This is a genomic window from Wenyingzhuangia sp. IMCC45533 (assembly GCF_054111225.1).
In genome coordinates this window covers 1,399,426-1,417,946 of record NZ_CM134197.1, presented here as the reverse complement: position 1 = coordinate 1,417,946, position 18,521 = coordinate 1,399,426, and the positions used below count along the sequence as shown (strand labels likewise).

Here is an 18,521-nt window from a genome sequence, read left to right as displayed (position 1 = left end):
AATAAAAGATGGCTAAAATAACCTTTATCACCAAAGAGAACGAAAAAATTACAGTAGAAGGAGATTCTGGAAACGTAATGCAACTAGCTGTGAATAACGGAATAGACGGAATAGATGGAGATTGTGGAGGAGTTTGTTCTTGTGCAACTTGCCACGTTTTTGTAGCAGAAGCGGATATGGAAAAAGTAGGTCAACCAGAAGAAATAGAAGCTGATATGTTAGAGTTAGAAGATAACGTATCTGATTTTAGTAGATTGTGTTGCCAAATTCAAGTAACAGAGGCTTTAGACGGAATTGAATTAACCGTTGCTAAAGAAGATTAAATTTAGTGGGTATAAGCATTAGTATGATGCAATTTTGAGTTCAACTCAACATTATATGTTCCTTTATACTCAGTGATGATATCACCAAAAAAAATAAAAAAATGTCCGTAGATAAAACATGTGTCGTGATAGGAGCAAGTCATGGAGGGGTAAATTTTGCCTTTGCTTTGCGTAAAGAAGGTTGGGAAGGAAATATAATTCTTTTTGATAAGGACGAAACAACTCCTTACCACAGACCTCCACTATCTAAAAAGTATTTGGAGTTAGAAGACAGCATTCAAAACAACTTGCTAAGACCTTTAGAAAGTTATAAAAAAGACAATATTACGTTGTCTTTAGGAAAAGAGGTGACTAAAATTGACAAAGAACAAAAAACCATTACGTTATCAGATGGTGCAGTTCAGTCCTACGATACTTTAGTGCTTTCTACAGGTGCAAGAGCTTTTGTACCTCCTATTAAGGGAATTCAACAAGCAAAAAATATATTCACACTGCGTAACGCTACGGATGTTACTAACATACGAGAAGCTTTCCACGCAAGTACACAGAAAAAAGTGGTAGTTATTGGAGGAGGCTATATTGGTTTGGAAACGGCTGCATCTTTAAAAAAATTAGGAGCAGAAGTAACCGTTTTAGAGCGTGAAGAAAGAATTTTAGCGAGAGTGACCACTCCTTATCTATCTGATTTTTTTACCAACATTCACAAATCTAACGGAGTTGATATTTGCGTAAACAAAGGAGTAACAGAAATTAAAACGGAGGATGCTCAAAGCACTGTAATTTGTGATGATGGTTCTCAATACGAAGCAGACATTATCATCGTAGGAGTTGGGATAAGAGTAAATACAGAGCTGGCAGAAATGGCTGGGGTTATCATTAACAATGGTATAGAGGTTGATAAGACTACTAAAACATCTGAAGAGGCTATTTATGCTATTGGAGATTGTACTTATCATTACAACACAATTTACGATACCCATGTGCGATTAGAATCTGTTCAAAATGCAGTAGATCAAGCAAAGGTAGCTGCTGCCAATATTTGTGGAAAAGAAACAATTTACAATGCGTTACCTTGGTTTTGGTCGGATCAATACGATGTAAAACTACAAATTGTAGGACTCTCTAACGGATTTGACAATTCTGTAGTTAGAAAAGAAAATGATAAAAAATTCTCTATTTGGTATTTTAAAGAAGATAAGTTACTAGCTGTAGATGCCATTAACGATGGAAAAAGCTATGTGTTGGGAACAAAATTTATCAAAACAAACGCTGTTATTGATAAAGAATTGTTAGCAGATGCTACATCAAACTTAAAAGAGATTATAAAAAAATAAACACACACACATGAGTGCAATAGAATGTAAAGCAGCCATTTCTGTAGGAGATGGAAAATTTACCATAGAAACGATTAAAGTTAATCAACCTAAAAAAGACGAGGTTTTAGTGAAAATGAAGGCTTCAGGTTTGTGTCACACAGATCATGATTCTTTAACTTGGGGAATGCCTATTGTTTTAGGACACGAAGGGGCAGGAATTGTAGAAGCTATTGGAGAGGATGTTGAAAACGTATCTGTAGGGGATGAGGTCATTTTAAACTGGGCAACCCCTTGCTATTCTTGTTTTCAGTGTCAGGAAGGAAACCAACATATATGCGAGAGCAATTCGCCAGTAATTGCCAACCATGCAGGTAAATTACCTGGAGGGCATGTAGCCATTGAAGGGACTACTTGGAACGATACTCCTATAGAGCGTTCTTTTAATATTGGTACTTTATCAGAATACAGTTTGGTACGTTCATCAGCAGTAGTAAAAAAGAAGAGTGAAAAATTGTCTTTTGAAGCTGCTTCCATTGTTTGTTGTGGAGTGATGACAGGTTGTGGTTCTGTTTTTAATACAGCCAAAGTAACTTTAGGAAGTTCCGTCGTGGTACTTGGAACTGGAGGAGTGGGACTAAACGTAATACAAGCTGCTAGAATTTCTGGTGCTGCAAAAATTATTGCGATTGATATCAACGAAAATCGTTTAGAGATGGCCAAAGATTTCGGTGCTACTGATGTAATTTTAGCTGACAGAAATGATAAAGGATTAACCAATGCTGCCGAAACGGTAAAAACCATGACAGGTGGTAGAGGAGCAGATTTTGCTTTTGAATGTACTGCCGTTCCTGCCCTAGGAGTAGCTCCTTTGGCCATGGTTCGCAATGCGGGAACTGCGGTTCAGGTAAGTGGTATTGAAGAAGAAATTACGGTAGATATGCGTTTGTTCGAATGGGACAAAAAATACATCAATCCGCTATATGGAGGAGCAAGACCAGAAATGGATTTTCCAAAATTAGAATCTCTATATGACAAAGGAGATTTAATGTTAGATGAAATGATTACTAACACCTACACTTTGGATAACTTACAGCAAGCGTTTGATGATATGTTGAGCGGTAAAAATGCCAAAGGGGTAATTACCTTTAATTAAATTTAAAAAAGATGAAGAAGCACTTACTATTTTTAATTACTTATTTAACGTTTGGTTTTATCCACGCTCAAGGTAGAGAAGTTACTTTATTGGAGCAGTGGAAGTTCTCTCAATACGATGATGGAGCCTCTTTTCAAGAAAATTTTGATGATTCAGACTGGAAAGAAGTAATCATACCTCACGATTGGGCTGCCCAAGGCGAATTTAACTTTGCGAATGATTTGCAATTAACGGTAGTGGTGCAAGATGGTGAAACAAAACCAAAATACAGAGCCGGAAGAAGTGGGGCTTTGCCTTATGTTGGAGTGGGTTGGTACAGAACCAATTACAAACTATCAGCAGCAGCGCTAAAAGACAAAAGGCAATTGCTTTTTGATGGTGCGATGAGTAATGCCAAAGTGTACGTTAACGGAAAATATGTAGGTCAAAGACCATTTGGTTATGTTTCTTTTTATTTTGATATCTCTAAATTCCTAAAAGAAGGAAACAATTCTATAGCAGTTAGGCTAGAGAATTTTAATAGCCAATCTCGCTGGTATCCTGGAGCAGGGTTGTACAGAAAAGTATCCATTGTTAAAACAAACAATGCACATGTTAAAACCTGGGGAACTTTTGTAACAACTCCTAAAATTACGAAGAGAAAAGCAACGGTTAAGCTAGATTTGGAATTGCTAGGACAAGGAAATTTTACTGTTAAAAATCAAATTTTTGATGCTAACGGAAAAGAAGTTTCATCTACAAACAAAGAGATAACGATTCAAGATAGCCTGTTAGTAAACGATGAATTCGAAATTAATAGACCCAAGTTATGGAGTATAGAGCATCCAAATTTGTACAAGCTTAAAACAACCTTGTTGCAAGGTTCTAAAGAAGTAGATACTTATGTTACCTCTTTTGGTGTTAGAGACATCCGCTTTGAGATAGATGGTTTTTATTTAAATAACAAAAAAGTGAGATTTCAAGGAGTGAATATGCATCACGACTTGGGTCCTACAGGAGCAGCATTTTATCCAGAATTGTTTTTGAGACAAATGAATAAAATGAAGGAGATGGGAGTCAATGCTATCCGTTTTTCTCATAACCCTCCAGCTCCCGAAGCATTACATATTTGTGATTCATTAGGACTATTAGCCATTGACGAGTCTTTTGATGAATGGCAGGTGGGAAAAGTAGTGAATGGTTATGCAAACCATTTTGATAAGTGGGCTAAAACCGATTTAACGGATATGATTTTAAGGGATAGAAATCATCCGAGTGTTATTATGTGGAGTATAGGAAACGAAATTTTAGAACAATACAAACACGACCCCAATAACATCACCAAATATTTACATGACATTGTTAAAACGGTAGACACTACAAGAGCAACCACAGCAGGGTTTAATACCGTAAAAGCTGCTTTAGAGAGTGGTATGGCGAGTGTTGTAGATGTAGCTGGGTTTAATTACAAACCTAGTATTTACGAATACATTCGAAAAAACTATCCAAAATTAAAATTTTATGCCAGTGAAACTGGTGGTTCTGTAAGCGTTCGTAATAGTTACAAGTTTCCTGTAGTATTTGATACCATCAAAAATAAAAGAGGGAATACCAAAAGGGTGGTTGTATATCCTGACGGTCATCCAGGAAACTTTGAAACGACTAACGTACCTTGGGGATATCCTCCGTTTAAGGAATTTGCTTCTCAAGAAAAAAACAAAAGTGTTTATGGTGAGTTTGTTTGGACAGGTTACGATTACTTGGGAGAACCTTCTCCGTATCATAGTGCCAGATCGCGTAGTTCTTATTTTGCACCTGTTGATTTTGTTGGTTTAGAAAAAGACAAATTTTATCTGTACCAAACGCAATGGAGAAAAGATAAAGAGGTGCTTCACGTTTTTCCACACTGGACATGGCCTGAACTAAAAGTTAAATCTTTCCCTGTAGCTTGTTATACTTCTCATGAAAAGGCAGAATTATTTGTAAACGGAAAGAGCTACGGTATTAAAACTAAAAAACCGTTAAAAGAATTAAAGTTTGAAAGTAATACCATTGATGTTCCTGCCTCTGGGGGTGGAAATTGGGATTTGTTAAAAGCCTATGCCATTGTTTGGGATGATGTGGTGTACGAGCCAGGAGAAATTAAAGTAGTAGCTTATAACAAAAAAAATAAAAAAGTAGGAGAAGTAACTAGGGTTACAGCTGGGGCTCCTGATCATATTGTAATTGAGCCAGAAATAGCATCTATCAAAAAAGGAGAAGTGGGAGTTTATGTAGTCTCTGTGGTGGATAAGAACGGAAACCTATGCCCACATTTCAATAAAAATATGACCATTGAAGTTGAGGGGGCAGCTAAGTTCTTAGCTTCTGGAAATGGAGATCCTACCAATATGCAGAACTTGTCTAAGCCTAGGAGAAAATTTTTGAATGGTCAAGCAGTAATTTTTGTACAATCCACAAAAAAAGGAAAAGTAATTTTAAAGACAACCACTAAAAAGTTACAAGCAACTAGTAATCAGCTAGAAATACATTAATATGGCATCTAAATTTAAAACTACTGAAATTTCAGACCCGAGATTTGAATCGGATAATTTGAGATTTATTACGGTTAAAACAAATAATTTAAAAGGAAGAGGAGATATTTGTTTATTCGTTCCTAAGGTTAAAATGTCAGCAGATATTCCACTAGTGGTATTAATGCATGGGGTTTATGGAAGTGCTTGGATTTGGTCTCAAAAGGCGGGTGTGCACAGAACAGCTCAAGAAATGATGGAGACTGGAGAAATCAAACCTATGATTATTGCTATGCCTTCTGATGGATTATGGGGAGATGGCTCAGCTTATTTGCCCCACAATAATTTGGACTTTGAAAAGTGGATTGCAGAAGATGTAATTACTGCGGTAAAAGAAAATATAGAGGTAGTTACGGATGATTCTCCAATCTACATTTCGGGATTATCTATGGGTGGATATGGTGCCTTAAGAATAGGAGCTAAATACCCTAAAACTTTTAAAGGAATATCGGGGCACAGTTCTATCACGGACATTCCGCAAATGGAATTGTTTGTGGAGGAGAATTTAGAGAATTATAAGCAGGAATTATCTAAAAACGAGTCTGTATTTGAGCTGATGAAACAAAACAAATCAGTATTACCTCCTTTTAGGTTTGATTGTGGTAGAGATGATGAATTGATAGAACACAACAGAACATTACATAAGCAGTTAGAAGAAGAAAATATACCTCACAGTTACGAGGAATTCTCAGGTAAGCATGAATGGGTTTATTGGGAAACACACATTAAAGATACGTTGAGGTTTTTCAACAATCTATAATAAAAAAAAAGAGCTGAAATTAATGATTTCAGCTCTTTTTTTAGTATCCTATTTTAGTTCTAACTCTTTGCAAAACTTTGTTAGCTATGTTGTTTGCTTTTTCAGCTCCCACAGACAAAGCTTTGTCAATTTCTTCAAGGTTGTTCATATAATAATTATACTTAGTTCTCTGTTCAGCAAAGGTATCAATCAACAATTCGTAAAAGGCTTGTTTTGCGTGTCCATAACCGTAATTACCTCCTTTGTAATTAGCGCTCATTTCTGCAATTTGCTCATCAGAAGCTAAAATTTTGTACAGCGAAAATAAGTTACAAGTATCAGGGTTTTTAGGTTCTTCTAGAGGAGTACTATCAGTTTCTATTTTCATTACCTGTTTTCTCAACTTTTTATCATCTAAGAAAATGTCAATAATGTTTCCTTGAGATTTGCTCATTTTACCACCGTTGGTTCCAGGAATATACATGGTAGTATCTTGTATTTTGGCTTGAGGCAGTACAAAAGTATCTCCCATTTGATGATTAAATCTACTCGCAACATCTCTCGTAATTTCTAAATGCTGCAACTGATCTTTCCCTACGGGTACAATTTCAGCATCATATAAAAGAATGTCAGCAGCCATCAGCATGGGATAATCAAATAACCCTGCATTTACATCTTCTAATCTATCCGCTTTATCTTTAAAAGAATGAGCTAGTGTTAATCTTTGATAAGGAAAAAAGCAGTTTAAATACCAGGTTAACTCTGTAGTTTGAGGTACGTCACTCTGTCTGTAAAAAACAGTTTTATTAATATCTAAACCAAAAGCCAACCAAGCAGCTGCGGTGCTATAAGTGTTTTGCTTTAATGTTGTACCATCTTTTATTTGCGTTAACGAGTGCATATCTGCAATAAACAAAAACGATTCGTTATTAGGATTGTTAGCCATTTCTATGGCAGGCATAATTGCTCCTAGTAAGTTTCCTAAATGAGGGGTTCCTGTGCTTTGTACTCCAGTTAAAATTCTTGCCATTTCCTCTAAAAAATTATGTTTTGCACAAAAGTACACTTTCGTTAAAAAACTAGAATACTTAAAAGGCTATATTATTTGTAAAACTTAAATTCTAAAACGACTACTGTAGCATGATTTGAAAATGAGTTACCAATTTTTATAAGGATTTTTGCTGAGTTGAGAGTTATAATATTTTGTTTGGCCAGTTACTTCTTTTCCTAACCAATTTGGTTTTTCAAAGTATTCAGATTCGCTATTTAACTCTACTTCTGCCACAATTAGCCCGCTATTATCTCCATCAAAAACGTCAACTTCAAACGTGTGCGCTCCCTTCTTTACCAAATACCTAGTTTTTTGAATGATACTCGGTTCGCACATACTCAACAATTCTTGAGCCTCATTCATATCAATTTCCTTTTCCCATTCGTATCTAGTTGTACCGCTAGTATTAGAGGCTCCCTTAATGGTTAAATACCCTTCATTATTCTTAATTCTTACTCTAACAGTTCTTTCTTTATTGGAATTTAAGTAACCCTGCTCAATTCTATCATGTTGAAAACTTTCTTTGATAAAATTTAGACTTTCTACTAAAAATTTGCGTTCTATTTCTAATTCCATTATTTAAGTTAATTTAGTCGAAAAAAAAAAATAGCTAAATGTCATTTTTGGCTATTACATCAAATATAAAATAAAGAATTTTGAAGAGAATACCTTGGGTAGATCAAATAAGAGGTTTCGTAATAATATTAACTCTTTATATAAACAACAGTCCAAGCGCAGAAGTATACATTAGCTCATTTGTATTGCCCCTTATTTTAATGATTGCTGGATTGTTTCATCCTAAAGAATTTGATAAAATAGTTCTAAAAAAAAGAATTGAAAGAATACTAGTTCCGTATTTTTTATGGTCTATTATGCTTTTCGTTTTCTGGCTGTTTATAGGTAGATTTTTTGGTGAAAGTCAGGAAAATAATCTGTCTATTTGGAAGAATTTTGTAGGAATCTTCTACGCTCAAGGAGGAAACGATTACATGAATTGGGGGGTGCCAATTTGGTTTTTGCCGATGATTTTTGTGGTGTTCATTCTTTTCGAGGTTTTTGAAAATATCCCAGTGAAAAGGGTAAAATATGTACTTATTTGCTTCATATCACTAATGGGTTATTTTTTATCAGATTATACCGAGCACCATTTTCCGTGGAGTATAGATGTTGCTATGGTATGTCTTGTTTTTTATGCTTTTGGCTGTTATTTTAAGAAACAAATACTATATAGCGAAAAAAAGTTTGCTTTCTTGATGTTTGGCTTAGTTCATCTATTTCTATTCGGTTACAATACGAGAATCAATTTATTTAAATCTGATTATGGAAATTATGTATTGTTTGTTTTAAATGGATTGTCGGGATCATTGTTTTACATCGGCTTCTTCAAATACTTTCCAATATTCAAATGGTTGAGTTTTTTTGGATTGAATTCTATTACAGTACTTGCTGCTCAACAAAGAGCTATGTCAGTAATCAAGCTTTGTTTGTTATTGTTTTTAGGTGTTAAATATTTTAACTTTACTGAGATTGAAAAATTATTATATTCTTTTGTTCAAGTTTTATTAATAATTCCAGTGATTTTTTTTGTAAATAGATATGCAAACATTCTTAACGGAAAAATATTAAGAAAATAAATGAATTTAAATGCAAAAGATAAAGTTGGTTTTTACTTATACCTAAATGTTTGCATGGGACTTTTAATAAGTCTTTCATCATACGTACATATACCCTTAATTGACTTTAAAGACTATATTGTATATCTAATCCATTTTGGGTTGTTACAATTTACATTATTTGGTTTTACTTTTCTGTTTACTTTAAACAAATGGATATTTAGAATAATTTTCAGCCCGATTTTTTTTGTTTTATCTATGGTTGCTTTTTGGGTTTACACCTTAGATATTAGTGTTTCTGTAGATTTAATTAAGGTTACCTTAGAATCCAAACTAGATATTTTTTTAGATAGCGTTTCTTTGCCTTTTATCGTTTTTTCTATTTCAAGCTTTCTAGTTGTTTTACATTTGAACATATTACATTCTAAAATACGTTTTGACGTAAAATTTGTGTTAAAAGCAGCAGTATTAGCTTTTGTTTCTATTTTAATGTTTTTTCTGTTTGAAGCTAAGAAAAATGGAGTTTTCAAGAGAAGAATGCCTTATGTTATAGCTTTTGAATTGAAAAAATATTTTGAATTAAAGCCTCTAAATATTAAAGAGATTAGAAAGGAGATCTATGCCAAAAATAAGATAGATATTGTATTTGTCTTGGGAGAGTCCGTAAGAGCAAAAAATCTTGAACTTAACGGATATCATAGAGAAACAAATCCATTGTTAAAAGGAAAAGGTAACCTATATTCTTTCAAAAATATATACACACCAAACACTTACACTTCTAAGAGCATTCCTCAAATATTAACAAGTATCGATGTTGATACAGATAAAAAAAACGAAATTCATTCACTTTATTCAGTACTTAACAAATCAGGTTATCAAACTAAATGGATTGGAAATCAGACTCCAGAGGTGAGCTACAGAGATTTTATTTTTGAAAATAACGAAGTGAAGTTAATTGATGTAGAACACTCTGTCTTAAGTTACAGCAAAAAGTATGATGGAGAGTTGATAAATGAATTCAAAGACAGCTATTCATACGGTTTGAGTCATTTTTATACTATTCATATGATAGGAAGTCATTGGTGGTACGAAGGTAGATATCCAAAAAAATTTAAAAAATTTGAGCCTATTGCAAATTCTAAATATATACCATCAAACTCAAAAGAAGAGATGATTAATTCTTATGATAACACAATTGTTTACTTAGACTATTTTTTGAATGAGTTGATTACTTTTTTGGAGAAAAAAAATAAGCAAGTCGTTTTGGTATATCTGTCAGATCACGGTGAAACTTTAGGAGAGCAAGGAAAATGGCTACATGCGCAGAACAACGATGCAAGTAAGAACCCAGCCTGCATAGTATGGTATTCGAATGAATTTATAAAAAATCACCACCAAAAAACAGAAAATTTGAACGCCAATATTGCAAGAGAAAGGATATCAACAGATTTTTTATATCACAGTATTTTGGATCTTATTGACGTTAAAGAATTTGAATACGATTCGAATAAGAGTATATTTAACAATAATCCGTAATTTTGGTTATGATATCTAGAACAATAACTTTTTTACAGAAAAAACGAATGAAGTACGTATGCCTTTCTCTAGTTTTTATTTTTCAATTTACGTATGCTCAAAAAGATTTTTCTGAACGATGGACAGATTTTTTGTCCTATAATAATATAGTTGATTTTGTAGTTGTAGAGAATGAATTATTTGCGGCTTCAGACAATGCTGTTTTTGTTTATAATTTAGATTCTAAAAGCATTGATAAAATATCTTCTGTAAATGGTTTGATTTTAGAGACGATAAATAGTATTTCGTATGATGCTAATACTGATCATATAATTTTGGGTCACCAAAATGGTCTGATTCAGTTAATTTCAAGAGATTTCAAAATTTCATTAATTACTGGGCTGATAGAAAATAAAACATTAACAAGTAAGGAGATTAATGGCTATGAAAGCAAAGAATCAGTTTTATTAGCTTATGGAGATTTTGGTATTTTAAATATCAATGTTGACAAGCTGGAGGTAATTTCTAACTTTTCGTTATCAAATACAAGAACTCCTAAAAGAATTAACACTATTTTATTTGGAGATGACATACTCTACGCGGCTAGTTTAAGCGGAGTGTATGCATATAATTTTAGAGACGATGTTGACTTAGAACAAGCTGCTTTCTTCAATAAATGGTCAAAAGTAATCAGCGGAGACATTCGTCTTATGGAAATAATTAGAGGGAAGGTGTTATTTGTTCAAAATAATTCTTTAAGAGATATTTCTCAGCCAAACAATTCGTTAATTACATTTACCGACAATGTTTTAGATTTTTCCATTTCGGATAGTAATAACTTAGTGTTTACTTATAAAGATAGAATAGATATTCATGATTCTGAATCATATGCTTTGTTAAATAGTATCCAAGCGAGCAATACTAGTTCTAAGAATTTTGAAGCAAAAAAAACGATTATAAAAGCTAATTCAGCTTACATAAGTAGTTCAGAATTGGGTGTTTTGTCAACAAAAGTAAATTTTACCGATGACCCAAGATTGTTTGAGGAAATTCATCCAGACGGACCTTCCAGAAATGATATTTTTTCTTTGACATATCAAGACAATCAAATTTGGGTTGTTTATGGAGGTTACGATAGAGTGGTGTATAATTCGTTACCAAAAGGAGGTAGAAATTTTGGAGTGGATTACTTCAGAGATAACAAATGGCAGTCGCTAAGCTTTGATGAGGTTAATAGTAGGCACAATTATGTAAAAGCTATTGTTAATCCTTTTGATTCATCAACGGTTTTATTAGCTTCTCATAGCTTAGGTATTACGGAAATGACTCAAACTGAAGAAGGAACTACGTTCGAATTTGAAAAGACTTGGACAAATCAAAATACCAATTTTATTTTGCCAGGTCACCAAAGTGTCAACCAAACATGGACAGCCAATATGATTATTGATAACAACGACATGATTTGGACAGCTAACCCGAGAGCAAAGGAGCAAAGATTTTTTTCTAGATATGATGGCTCTTTGGTTAATACTATAAGTCCTTGGGTATCAAATATTAGATTTACAGACATAGTGGGAACAACTTTTATAAGAGGGTTTAACAATATGTTCGTTGATCAGAATAATAATATTTTTACGGCTACAGCAGAAAATGGAATACTAGCTTTCAATGCAGATTCAATTAGTGATGAAAGTAAAAGAAAACGAACTAACTTGACGGAGACCAACACTGGATTAGCATCAGATGTTGTATTTTCTGTAATTGTGGATGAAAACGAAAAAATTTGGATTGGAACTGCTTCAGGTTTGGTGGTTTTTGATGATTACGTTAATCTTTATAACAACACAAAGAGATCAGCAAGCAAAGTTGTTATTGAGGAGGGAACCGAAGTGAGAGAGCTTTTAGGAAATGTAATTGTTAGGGATATAGTTATAGATCAAGCAAACACCAAATGGTTCGCTACGCAGGATGGCGGGATATTTCATACCTCATCTGATGGACAAACTACGTTTGATATTTTTAATACGACTAACTCACCCTTGCCTTCAAACAGGGTTGTAGATTTGGAAATAGATAATGATACGGGAGTATTGTTCATTGTTACAGATGCAGGAGTCGTTTCTTTTGATACGAAATCCGAACCTTTTGGAGAAAGTATTACAGATGTAATTGCGTATCCTAACCCAGCTTTGAGAAGTGCGATAGGCCACGAGGTAGTGACTATAGTTGCCAAAGATGGTAAAGGGATTCCAGATGGGACCAATATTAAAATTATGGATGTTTCTGGTAAATTGGTTTTTGAAACGAATATCAGCGACGACGGTTCTATTATAGGTGGTAAAGTAGAATGGAACAAGAGAAATTTAAGAGGGAACTTAGTTACTTCGGGAATTTACATCGTGTTGGTCTCCAGTCCTGATGGAACGGAAAACACAACTACTAAAATTGCGATTGTAAATTAATGCATGTATCTACAAAGGCAATTGTTCTCAGTGCTATTAAATACGGAGATAACGGTTTAATAGTAAAATGTTACACTCTGGCGGAAGGAGTTAAAACTTACCTATTGCAAGGAATACTAAAAAGCAAAAAGGGAAAAATTCACAAATCGCAATTTTTACCTTTATCCTTACTGCAAATAAATGCATCACATAATAACAGAGGTAGTCTAAATAGAATATCCGAAGCTAAAATAATTCAGCCTTTTCAATCTTTGCACGTCGATTTTGTAAAACAATCCGTCGTATTTTTTTTATCAGAATTTTTGTCCTCTGTTTTAAAAGAGGAAGAGGGAGAAAATGAAGTATTGTTTGATTATTTAGAAAATGCAATTCTTTGGTTAGATTGCCATGATAATATTGGTAATTTTCACTTGATTTTTATGTTAGAATTAACCAAGTGCTTAGGTTTTTACCCAGACAACAATCATCAAAAAAAAGGATATTATTTTAGTTTGCAAGACGGAAAGTATGTAACGGCTAACGATTACAATATCATTCAAGGAGAAGAATTGATACTTTTTAACACTGCATTGGGCATAAAATTTGATGAGTTAGGTAAAACACTTTTGAGCAAAAGTCAGAGGGCAAAGATTTTGGAAATTATATTAAAATATTATCAACTTCATATGACCTCTTTTAAAAGACCAAACTCATTAGATGTTTTGTCAAAAGTATTAGAGTAGTGATTAAATATTTCTTTGTTTTCTTTTTGGGTTTACCTCTGGCATTTTTTGGACAAAAAATAAAGGTGATAGATGCTTACACACAACAAGCATTGGCTAACGTTCGGGTAAAAAACATAAACACTCAGTCTCTATACACAACAGATAAACAAGGAGAATTTTATATAAAGCAAGGGGATAGAAAAGGTTTTTTCGAGTTCAAAATCCGTTCCCACGTCACCAAGAAAATAGCATATAAGCAACTAAAAACTGTAATTTTGCTTGAGCCCCAACACGAGGGTTTGGAAAGTATCGTGCTTTCTGTTGCTAGGGTAGCAGAAAAAAAACAAAGTATTCCTGAGCATATTGAAATTATTACAAAAAAGAGTCAAGAGTATATTTCACCTCAAACTTCTGCAGATTTATTAGCCAACGTTCCGGGTGTCAGGGTTCAAAAATCTCAATTAGGAGGAGGTTCACCCGTGATTAGAGGTATGGAATCTAATAGAGTATTATTGGTTATCGATGGAGTTAGGCTAAACAATGCCATTTATAGAACGGGTCACTTACAAAATTCCATTACTATCAGTCCTTTTGTGTTGGAGAGAACGGAAGTTGTTTTTGGACCAGCATCTGTTACATATGGTTCCGATGCTTTGGGGGGAGTAGTACATTTTTACACAAAAAAACTTAATTATAGCAACTCTTTAGTTTTTAAAAACGATGTATTTACTCGATATAGCTCTGCCAATCACGAAAAGAGTTTTGGTTATAGCAATTACGCATCCCACAAAAAATGGGCTTCTTTCTCTAGTATTTCGTACAGTAGTTTTGATGATTTAAGGATAGGAAAAAATAGAAAGCATGGCTATAAAAACTGGGGGAAGGTGTTTCAGTATTCTAAAAATACAGAGGATAGTTTTTTCCAAAATAGTAGTAAAAACGAAAATCCTAATATCCAAAAGAACACCGCATACCGTCAGTTAGATATTCTACAAAAATTGATGTTTCCAGTTTCTAAAAACATCAATTTGGTGCTCAATACGCAATTCAGTAAGTCTAGCGATATTCCGAATTTTGGAAAGTTAAACGATGAGCAAGGAGGGGCGTTAAAGTTTGCGGAGTGGAGATACGGTCCTCAACAAAGATTACTTTTATCTAGTCAGTTAAAATTTAAAGACCATCAGTTTTCTTTGTTGCAAAATGGTGTAGTAACGCTAGCTTATCAAAATGTATTAGAATCTAGAATTAATAGACAATTTAATTCTTTAAATAGAGTGACGAGAAAGGAAAAGGTGGATATTTTCTCTTTAAATAGCGATTTTTATAAATCCCTGAGCAAAAAAGGGAATAGAAAATTATTCTATGGTTTTGAGTTGATTCATAACAACGTGGATTCCAAAGCCAAGGGAGAGGAGTTGGTGATTAACGGAAACAGGATATTGGGACTACAAAACACCTTTACACCTGATACTCGTTATCCAGATGGTGGTAGCACCTATACTAGCGCAGCTGTATATAGTTCTTACAGGCAGAAGCTTAATAAAAAACACACTTTAAACACGGGTTTGCGATACACAGGAACGCTTTTAAAAGCGAAATGGAATAACAATGTTAGTGTGCCCATACCTGATAATCAGATTACATTAAGAAATAGTGCTATTACGGGTTCCGTGGGTTATATATACAAACCGAATCATCAAAATAAAATTAGTTTTGTATTATCTAGAGGATTTAGATCTCCTAATGTAGACGATATTGGAAAAATTAGATCAAAATCAGGTAAAATAACGGTTCCCAATTCTAGATTAGAACCAGAGCATTTGTACAGTGGAGAATTTGGATATCAACTATCTTCAAAAGACAAAAAATTTAAATTGAGTACCAACGGTTATTACACTTTACTAGATAACTATATTTCTAGATCTCCTTCTAGCGAGTTTGGAACTGAAATTACATTCGATGGAGATGTTTTTACAGATGAAAATATATTGGCTAACAACAACCAAAATCAAGCATATATTTATGGAGGTACTTTGGGTTTTTCATGGGAAGTTCTAAAACACTTAAAAACCAATGCAAGTATCACTTATACCAAAGGGGCCACTCATCAAACAAATGAACCCTTATCTTCTATTCCTCCAACGTTCGGAAATATGACCGTTGGCTGGTATCAAAAAAAGTACAATTTTGCCTTAGAGTATCGTTTTGCGCTGGCAAAAAAATTAAAGGATTACAATGTATTAGAAGGGATTGATAATTTGGATGAAACCCCCAATAATCAAGGGACACCTGCTTGGTCCATTTTTAATCTCAACACTAATTATTACGTAACCAACGATTTTAGTTTGCAGTTACAGCTTCAAAATATTTTGGACGTGCACTACAAGGAATTTGCTTCCTCGTTAAGTGCTCCAGGTAGAAATTTGGTATTCTCGTTAGCATATTCATTTTAAAAAACGATTCTATAACATAGGTTTCATTACTTTTGCGACAGAATGAAATACACTTTAGGAAAAAATCAGAAGCTAAAAAGTAGAAAAACAATCTCTCAGCTGTTTATTGAAGGAAACTCTGTTAAAAGTTTTCCTGTTAAAATGATGTATTTACCCAGTAGTGAAATTACTGAAAATAGAGTTGCTTTTTCCGTTCCCAAAAGAAACTTTAAACTAGCTGTAGATCGAAATAAAATCAAAAGATTATTAAGAGAATCTTATCGACTCAATCAGTTCGAATTTTTTGAAAACAACCCTCATAAATACAATATTATGTTTATCTACATGGGTAGAACTATGCCCAAGTATGATGAGGTTGATGCACAATTAAAAAAACTTTTTATCAAGTTTAAATCATTGCTTTAAACTTATATTATTAACTTCCACAGCTATGGAATACCAAGAAAAAAAGTTAGCACAAAAATCCAAAAGAGCCATAGAAACAATGTACATTACCATGTTGCATTTGTTTAACAGAGGTTATTACAAACCTATGGGACTTTCTGGAACTTCTCTAAGAAGTGTTTTACTTGAGCTTCAGCCAGAAATTTACGGTTCCATAGGTGATTCTAAACAATTTGAGTTAGACGGATTGTTGTATGTTTTAGATCGATTGCCTAAAGGATTTGAAAAATGTAGATACGTTAATTTAACCGCTATTGAAGGTTTTAATCAAGCACATTTTAAAAAGATAGTTCCCCCAAAGAGAAGGAGAAATTGTTATCGTATAGACGATGATCAGATGAATATTGAGATTACAAGAGGAAGATCTGATATTTATGACGTGCTAACGCATTTAACTTTTGTCTATTTAGAATCTCACAAACTGCTGAACAGAATGTTTGTAGGTTTTAAAAATGAAATATCTCATGAGTGGGAAAAATTAGAAGAGTTGGTGCTTTCTGAAACGGAAATTAACAACGAGGACAGAGATGTTTTATTTGTGTATTTATCTAACCTTTTAGGCAGAAGTTTTGATGAGGTAAAAGAGGTTCATACCAAATTATCATCTGCAGATAACCCAGATTATTTTTTTAGTATTATTTATTGGCTAGGTCATTTGGCGGTAAAGGAAAAGCTCGATAATGAGTATCGTTTGATTAGGTTTAGTGATACATTAATAGAGCAAGTGGGTAAACATGTTTACGGAACTATATGGGCAAATAATATCAAACAGATACTAAAAACTAAAAAACTATTAAACAAACCCATTCACATTGTAAGTTCTAATATGCACTCTGTGCTAAATGTATTGTATGCAGAACAAGCCATTGGTAAAAGCAATAAAGATTTTCATTTATACAAAGAATTGAGTCTCAAAAAGAACGAAAATTTAAGGAAACAAGTATTGGGCTACGCGATGAATCATGGCTTAATAGAAGTAAACGACCTTTCTGGAGCCAATATTGATGTTCAAATTATTGATACTTCACTTATTCCCAATTCCAAAAGTAATGCTGTAATTGTGGTGATGGATTATGCTTTTGGTGAACAAGCTTTTGAAAGTATGGATGAGTTGCTTAAGCCCTACGAAGGCACTAAGCTAAATGTCAAATCTATTTCTATTATGGGTAAAGCAGGTATTTTATGTGGCAACAAAGGAGATATTATGATTCCGAATGCCCACGTTTCTGAAGGAACAGCAGATAATTATTATTTTGAGAACGAACTGCAAGAAAATCATTTCAAAAATATAAATTTAGACGTTTATACGGGAAATATGATTACTGTGCTGGGAACTTCTCTTCAAAATAAATTTATTTTAAACTATTTTAAATCTACCAGCTGGAAGGCCATAGGATTAGAAATGGAGGGAGCGCATTACCAGAAAGCCATACAAATAGCCTCCAAAATACGAAATCATATTTCCAAACAAGTAAAAGTAAGATACGCATACTACGCATCAGATAACCCATTACATTCAGGGAGTACTTTGGCTTCCGGAGGTTTGGGTATGAAAGGAGTAACTCCCACCTATGCCATTACAAATGTTATCGTTCATCAAATATTAACGCAGTCAGCATAATGTTAAAACGCTTTTTTGATATAGTTTTTTCATTTTTTATCATGTTAATTATACTTACATGGTTGATACCTGTTATCTGTTTCTTAATTGTTATAACTACAGGGGAAAGACCCTTTTTTTTCCAGAAAAGGGTGGGAAAAAAAGGTGCGCACTTCAATATCTATAAGTTTAGAACCATGAAAGGGATTCCTCCTGTGAACGATCCCTTACTGTCTGCCGAAGAAACCGTTAGAATTACCAAGCTCGGAAAAATTTTAAGAAAATACAGAATTGATGAATTCCCACAGTTTGTCAACGTATTAAAAGGAGACATGAGTATTGTGGGTCCTAGACCAGAAAGGCAAGAGTTTTTAGACAATATTATTAGCGAAATGCCCAATTATGTAGAGCTGCAATGTTTAAGGCCAGGAATCACCTCTTTAGGTCAAATACGCTTTGGATATGCTGATACCTTTGCTCAAATGAAAATTAGAGCCAGATACGATTTAGTTTATTTAGATAACCTATCTTTGTGGACTGATATAAAAATAATATTACTAACTGTTTTGGTGGTAATTAAAGGTAAAGGTAAATAA

At 33.6% G+C, this 18,521-nt stretch carries 15 protein-coding genes; 13 read left to right on the top strand and 2 right to left on the bottom strand.

Annotation, left to right across the window (positions count from 1 at the left end; all coding sequences use genetic code 11):
• The first annotated feature begins 8 nt into the window (after positions 1 to 8).
• The 5 genes from ACXGQW_RS06230 to ACXGQW_RS06210 all read left to right on the top strand — a co-directional run bounded on the left by ACXGQW_RS06230 (position 9) and on the right by ACXGQW_RS06210 (position 6,104).
• Positions 9 to 323 (top strand): 2Fe-2S iron-sulfur cluster-binding protein, encoded by a 315-nt coding sequence (locus ACXGQW_RS06230; protein WP_457821116.1) that lies wholly within the window; start codon positions 9 to 11, stop codon positions 321 to 323.
• Positions 324 to 424: 101 nt separating this feature from the next.
• Positions 425 to 1,657, top strand: a complete 1,233-nt coding sequence (locus ACXGQW_RS06225) for an NAD(P)/FAD-dependent oxidoreductase (protein WP_457821114.1) — start codon at positions 425 to 427, stop codon at positions 1,655 to 1,657.
• Positions 1,658 to 1,667: 10 nt separating this feature from the next.
• On the top strand, positions 1,668 to 2,792 hold the full coding sequence (locus tag ACXGQW_RS06220) for an alcohol dehydrogenase catalytic domain-containing protein (RefSeq protein ID WP_457821112.1): 1,125 nt from the start codon (positions 1,668 to 1,670) through the stop codon (positions 2,790 to 2,792).
• An 11-nt stretch (positions 2,793 to 2,803) separates the two neighbouring features.
• On the top strand, positions 2,804 to 5,305 hold the full coding sequence (locus ACXGQW_RS06215) for a glycoside hydrolase family 2 TIM barrel-domain containing protein (protein WP_457821111.1): 2,502 nt from the start codon (positions 2,804 to 2,806) through the stop codon (positions 5,303 to 5,305).
• Between the two features lies 1 nt (position 5,306).
• On the top strand, positions 5,307 to 6,104 hold the full coding sequence (locus tag ACXGQW_RS06210; protein WP_457821109.1) for an alpha/beta hydrolase: 798 nt from the start codon (positions 5,307 to 5,309) through the stop codon (positions 6,102 to 6,104).
• Positions 6,105 to 6,144: 40 nt separating this feature from the next.
• Here the strand turns inward: ACXGQW_RS06210 and trpS are convergent, their stop codons facing one another.
• Positions 6,145 to 7,113, bottom strand: a complete 969-nt coding sequence (gene trpS, locus ACXGQW_RS06205; protein ID WP_457821107.1) for a tryptophan--tRNA ligase — start codon at positions 7,111 to 7,113, stop codon at positions 6,145 to 6,147.
• Positions 7,114 to 7,239: 126 nt separating this feature from the next.
• Positions 7,240 to 7,710 carry a CYTH domain-containing protein gene (locus tag ACXGQW_RS06200; protein WP_457821105.1) on the bottom strand — a complete coding sequence of 157 codons (471 nt, stop codon included), beginning with the start codon at positions 7,708 to 7,710 and terminating at the stop codon, positions 7,240 to 7,242.
• Between the two features lie 80 nt (positions 7,711 to 7,790).
• On the opposite strand from ACXGQW_RS06200, the gene ACXGQW_RS06195 reads away from it, so the two are divergent.
• Genes ACXGQW_RS06195 through ACXGQW_RS06160 form a run of 8 tightly spaced genes read left to right on the top strand, consistent with a single transcriptional unit; the run spans position 7,791 to position 18,521 of the window.
• A complete protein-coding gene (locus ACXGQW_RS06195; protein ID WP_457821103.1) occupies positions 7,791 to 8,768 on the top strand; it encodes an acyltransferase family protein in 978 nt (325 codons plus the stop codon).
• Positions 8,769 to 10,283, top strand: a complete 1,515-nt coding sequence (locus tag ACXGQW_RS06190; RefSeq protein WP_457821101.1) for a phosphoethanolamine transferase — start codon at positions 8,769 to 8,771, stop codon at positions 10,281 to 10,283.
• Between the two features lie 47 nt (positions 10,284 to 10,330).
• Positions 10,331 to 12,724 carry a type IX secretion system anionic LPS delivery protein PorZ gene (gene porZ, locus ACXGQW_RS06185; protein WP_457821099.1) on the top strand — a complete coding sequence of 798 codons (2,394 nt, stop codon included), beginning with the start codon at positions 10,331 to 10,333 and terminating at the stop codon, positions 12,722 to 12,724.
• Positions 12,724 to 13,446 carry a DNA repair protein RecO gene (gene recO, locus ACXGQW_RS06180; protein ID WP_457821098.1) on the top strand — a complete coding sequence of 241 codons (723 nt, stop codon included), beginning with the start codon at positions 12,724 to 12,726 and terminating at the stop codon, positions 13,444 to 13,446. Before porZ ends, recO begins: the two co-directional genes overlap by 1 nt.
• Entirely contained in the window at positions 13,446 to 15,881 is a 2,436-nt protein-coding gene (locus ACXGQW_RS06175) for a TonB-dependent receptor (RefSeq protein WP_457821097.1), read from the top strand. The genes recO and ACXGQW_RS06175 overlap by 1 nt, the downstream gene beginning before the upstream one ends.
• A gap of 42 nt (positions 15,882 to 15,923) precedes the next feature.
• A complete protein-coding gene (gene rnpA, locus ACXGQW_RS06170; protein WP_457821095.1) occupies positions 15,924 to 16,286 on the top strand; it encodes a ribonuclease P protein component in 363 nt (120 codons plus the stop codon).
• A 25-nt stretch (positions 16,287 to 16,311) separates the two neighbouring features.
• Positions 16,312 to 17,946 (top strand): DUF6909 family protein, encoded by a 1,635-nt coding sequence (locus tag ACXGQW_RS06165; protein WP_457821094.1) that lies wholly within the window; start codon positions 16,312 to 16,314, stop codon positions 17,944 to 17,946.
• Positions 17,946 to 18,521 (top strand): sugar transferase, encoded by a 576-nt coding sequence (locus ACXGQW_RS06160; RefSeq protein ID WP_457821092.1) that lies wholly within the window; start codon positions 17,946 to 17,948, stop codon positions 18,519 to 18,521. Before ACXGQW_RS06165 ends, ACXGQW_RS06160 begins: the two co-directional genes overlap by 1 nt.